Source organism: uncultured Hymenobacter sp. (assembly GCF_964243305.1).
In the GTDB taxonomy this organism is placed as follows: Bacteria; Bacteroidota; Bacteroidia; order Cytophagales; family Hymenobacteraceae; genus Hymenobacter.
Map to the genome: position 1 here is coordinate 1,872 of NZ_CAXTEF010000046.1, position 4,231 is coordinate 6,102.

3 protein-coding genes are annotated in these 4,231 nt (G+C 68.6%); all 3 read left to right on the plus strand.

The genetic code is table 11. From position 1 onward, the window contains the following. Nucleotides 1-46 precede the first annotated feature (46 nt). The 3 genes from ACFE70_RS18150 (at nucleotide 47) to ACFE70_RS18160 (ending at nucleotide 4,024) form a co-directional block, all read left to right on the plus strand. Nucleotides 47-547 carry a (2Fe-2S)-binding protein gene (locus tag ACFE70_RS18150; RefSeq protein ID WP_375419200.1) on the plus strand — a complete coding sequence of 167 codons (501 nt, stop codon included), beginning with the start codon at nucleotides 47-49 and terminating at the stop codon, nucleotides 545-547. Continuing rightward, complete coding sequence (locus ACFE70_RS18155; RefSeq protein WP_375419201.1) at nucleotides 544-1,557, plus strand: FAD binding domain-containing protein; 1,014 nt, start codon at nucleotides 544-546, stop codon at nucleotides 1,555-1,557. The genes ACFE70_RS18150 and ACFE70_RS18155 overlap by 4 nt, the downstream gene beginning before the upstream one ends. A 139-nt stretch (nucleotides 1,558-1,696) precedes the next feature. After that, complete coding sequence (locus ACFE70_RS18160) at nucleotides 1,697-4,024, plus strand: xanthine dehydrogenase family protein molybdopterin-binding subunit (RefSeq protein ID WP_375419202.1); 2,328 nt, start codon at nucleotides 1,697-1,699, stop codon at nucleotides 4,022-4,024. Nucleotides 4,025-4,231 lie beyond the last annotated feature (207 nt).

A 4,231-nucleotide genomic window follows, 5' to 3' on the forward strand; every position in this document is an offset into this window, starting at 1 on the left:
GTATCCAGCGCCCGGTTTTCCGCTTCCGCCAACCAACCTGTCTACGATGGACAACTCAATCACTTTCAGCCACGCGCCGCTGCCCATTGCCTTGACCATCAACGGGACTGAGCAGCACCTGGCTGTGGAACCGCGCACCACCCTGCTGGACTTGCTGCGCGAGCGGTTGGACCTGACCGGCAGCAAGAAAGGCTGCGACCACGGCCAGTGCGGCGCCTGCACGGTGCTCCTCAACGGCCAGCGGCGGCTGAGTTGCCTGGCCCTGGCTTGCGCCCACGACGGGGCCGCCATTATCACCATCGAGGGCCTGGCCACGGGCGAGAACCTTCACCCGGTGCAGCAAGCGTTTCTGGACTACGACGCCTACCAGTGCGGCTATTGCACGCCAGGCCAAATCTGCTCGGCGGTGGGCTTGCTCAACGAGGGCCACGCCCGCACCCGCGACGAGGTGCGCGAGCTGATGAGCGGCAACCTGTGCCGCTGCGGGGCCTACGCCAACATCAGCGACGCCATCCTGGCAGTCCTCTCTCAGCAAGCAGCCCGATGAACAATTTCGGCTATTTACGCGCCGGCGCTGTCGCCGAAGCCGTGCAGGCGGGCACGACGCCCCAGGTCCGCTACCTGGCCGGCGGCACCAATCTGCTCGATTTGATGAAGTACGGGGTGGAGCAGCCCGTCGCGCTGGTCGACCTCAACCGGCTGCCCCTGCGCACCATCGAGGAGCACGCCGGGGGCCTGCGCCTGGGGGCCCTGGCCACCAACGCCGAAACGGCCTACGATGCCCGCGTAGCCGCCCGCTATCCGCTGCTGGCCAGCACTATCCTGGCCGGGGCCAGCGCCCAGCTGCGCAACGCGGCTACCAACGGCGGCAACCTCAACCAGCGCACGCGCTGCGTATATTTTTACGATGCGGCCGCCGCCTGCAATAAGCGCGTGCCCGGCTCCGGCTGCGCCGCGCTGGGGGGCCTCAACCGGGGGCACGCCATCCTGGGCACGAGCGCGCAATGCATTGCCACCTACCCCGGCGACATGGCCGTGGCGCTGGCCGTGCTCGAGGCCCGGGTGCGCGTCGCTGGCCCGAACGGGGAGCGGGTCATTGCCCTGGCCGACTACCATCGCCTGCCCGGCGACGAACCGTGGCGGGACAACACCCTGCAGCCCGGAGAGCTGGTAACGGCCATCGACCTGCCGGCGGAAGATTTTACGCAGCACTACACCTACCTCAAGCTGCGCGACCGGCTCTCCTACGCCTTCGCCCTGGTCTCCGTGGCCGTGGTGATGCGCCTGGAAGACGATGGCAGCATCGCCGAGGCCCGCATCGCGCTGGGGGGGGTAGCTCACAAGCCCTGGCGCGTGCCCGCGGCCGAAGCCCTGCTGCGCGGCCAGCGGCCCGCACCTGAGGCGTTCGGCGCGGCGGCCAGCCGCCTGCTGGCGGGTGCCGTAGGGCAGGGCGGGAATGATTTCAAGATGGAGCTGGCGCACCGCGCCATCGTGCGGGCCTGCCAGCAAGCCGCGGCGGGCACGCCCCAATCGCAAACCGACAAGCATATCCAGTAGAACAGAGCGGCGCTCCGGGCCGCCATGCCCGCCCGCGGCAATGCAACGTTTCGCCGGCCGGCCGCCGCGAGCCCGATGCCTCGCGCCAACGGGGTAGGCCCTGCCATTCTACTGCTACCAATCCCAACTGCTTTTTGCTATGACGAATGCCACCGCTCCCAAAAGCCTCGCGCCCGAAGCGCCGCCGGCCACCATTCCGCGCCGCCTCGAAGGCCCCGACAAAGTGCGGGGCCGGGTACGCTACGCCGGCGATATCACCCGCCACGACACGGGCGGCGTACTCGACGTGGCCGTGGCCGTCACGAGCACCCAAGCCAGCGGCACTCTCGTGAGCATCGACCCGGCGGCGGCCCTGCGAATGCCGGGCGTGCGGCTGGTGATGACCCACGAAAACGCGCCCCGCCTGCACGGCGTCCTCGCCACCAACGGGGCCGAAATTGGCGACCTGCTGCCCTTGCAGGACGACCAGCTCCACTACTACGGCGAGTGCATCGCCCTGGTGGTGGCCGATACCCTGGAGCATGCCCGCGCCGCCGCGCCGCTGGTGGCCGTGCGCTACTCGGCGCCCGACCCGGACGCCGCCTTCACCCTGGCGCAGGGCGGCGGCCGGGCCAAAGACGTGGCCAAAGTGGGCGCGGGCGACCCCGGCCAGGTGAAAATTGGCGACCCGCAGCCGGCCTATGAAAAGGCAGCGCATCGGGTCGACCGGACGTTTCGCACGGCCCCGCACCACCACCACGCGATGGAGCCCGGCGCGGTCGTGGCCGCCTGGGACGCCGACGGGGGCCTGACCGTGCACCTACCCACGCAGTTCAGCTACGGCGACGCCAACATCCTGGGCGAAGCGTTCGGCTTCGGGCTGAAAGACCGGCTGCCCCGCCTCATTGGTCAGGTGCTGGGCGGGTTCGAATTCAACAACAAAGTGCGGGTCGTCGCCACGATGGCCGGCGGGGCCTTCGGGGGCAAAAACGCCAACGTGCACCTGCTGCTGGCCCCCATGGCGGCCAAGCTCACCGGCCGGCCGGTGAAGCTCGTGCTTACCCGCGCCCAGACGTTTACGCTCATGCCGTTTCGCGGCGAGATGCAACAGCGCATTCGCCTCGGGGCCGACGAAAACGGCCAGCTGCAAGCCATCCTGCACGACGCCGTACTGGCCAAGGGCACGGCCGGCCAGTTTGTGGCCCCCATCGCCGAAGCCACCCGGCAGGTGTATCAGTCGCCCAACATCGGCATTCACGTCCAGGCCGCCCCGCTCGACACCAACGCGCCGGGCTGGATGCGGGGCCCCGGCGCACCCAACGGCCAATTCGCCCTGGAAAGCGCCCTCGATGAGTTGGCCCATCAAATGGGCCTGGACCCGCTCGACCTGCGCATCCGCAACTACGCCGACCGGGAGCCGGGCACCGACAAGGAGTGGTCGAGCAAGGAGCTGCTGGCCTGCTACCAGGCCGCCGCCTCACGCATCGGCTGGTTCGACCGCGACCCGCGCGTGGGCAGCATGCGAGAGAAGGGCCGGCTTATTGGCTACGGCATGGCCACGGCCATCTACCCGGTGCTGCAACTGCCCGCCGTCACGCGCATCATTCTGGGGCCCGACGGGCGGGCCGTGGTGCAGTCGGCGACCCACGAAATCGGCCAGGGCATGATTACCGCCTACTCTCAGATTGCCGCCGAGTCCCTGGGCCTGGAGCTGGCCGCCGTGCGCCTGGATTGGGGTGACACCCGGCTGCCTTACGGCGGCATGACCGTGGGCTCGATGAGCACGCTCAGCAGCGGCGCGTCCATCCTGGAAGCCGCCGAGCAAGTCAAAAAGGAGCTGTGCAAGCGCGTGGTGAAGGACAAGGCTTCGCCGCTCTACCACCAAGCGGCCCAAGACCTGAAAATCAGCCAGGGCCGCATTAGGAGTCCGGGTGGCGCGAGCGAATCAGTGGCCGAGGTCATGGCCCGCTATCCCAACGACCCCATCAACGAGGAGGCCATCACCGGGCGCACGATGGGGCACAGCTCCTACGGCCGGGCCTCTTTTGGAGCCGAGTTTGTCAAGGTCAGCCTCGACCCCGACACGCTGCATCTGCAAGTCGAGCGGCTGGTAGGGGCCTTCGCCGGCGGGCGCGTCATCAACCCCGTTCTCGTGCGCAGCCAGCTCATGGGCGCGATGGTGTGGGGGCTGGGCCAGGCCCTGCTGGAAGAAACCAACATGGACCCGCGCACCGGCCACTGGGTGAACGACAACCTGGGCGAAGCCTTGGTGCCGACCAACGCCGACGTCGCCGACATCGAGGTCATCCTTATCGACGAAGACGACACCCGCGGGCACCCGCTCGGCGTGAAGGGCCTCGGCGAGCTGGGCATCGTGGGCATCAGCGCGGCCATTGCCAACGCCATCTACCACGCCACCGGCTACCGCCTGACCTCGCTGCCCATTACCCTCGACAAGCTGCTGGCCGCCAGGCGCGCCAGCGGGTAGGGCCGGTCGGTAGGCCCCGGCGCCTGGTCTTGGCTACTACTTGCGCCCTGCCCAAGCGCCCATACTGACTGGTGGCTCGCCAGCTAACGTTTTTAGGTGGCGAGCCTTGCAAATCAGTTGTCTGCTTTGTTTAGGCTTGGGCCGCGGGTAACTACAGCCCGACCGCCGCCGCTGAGCGCGGGCGCAGACCCCGGCCGCCAAGAAAAA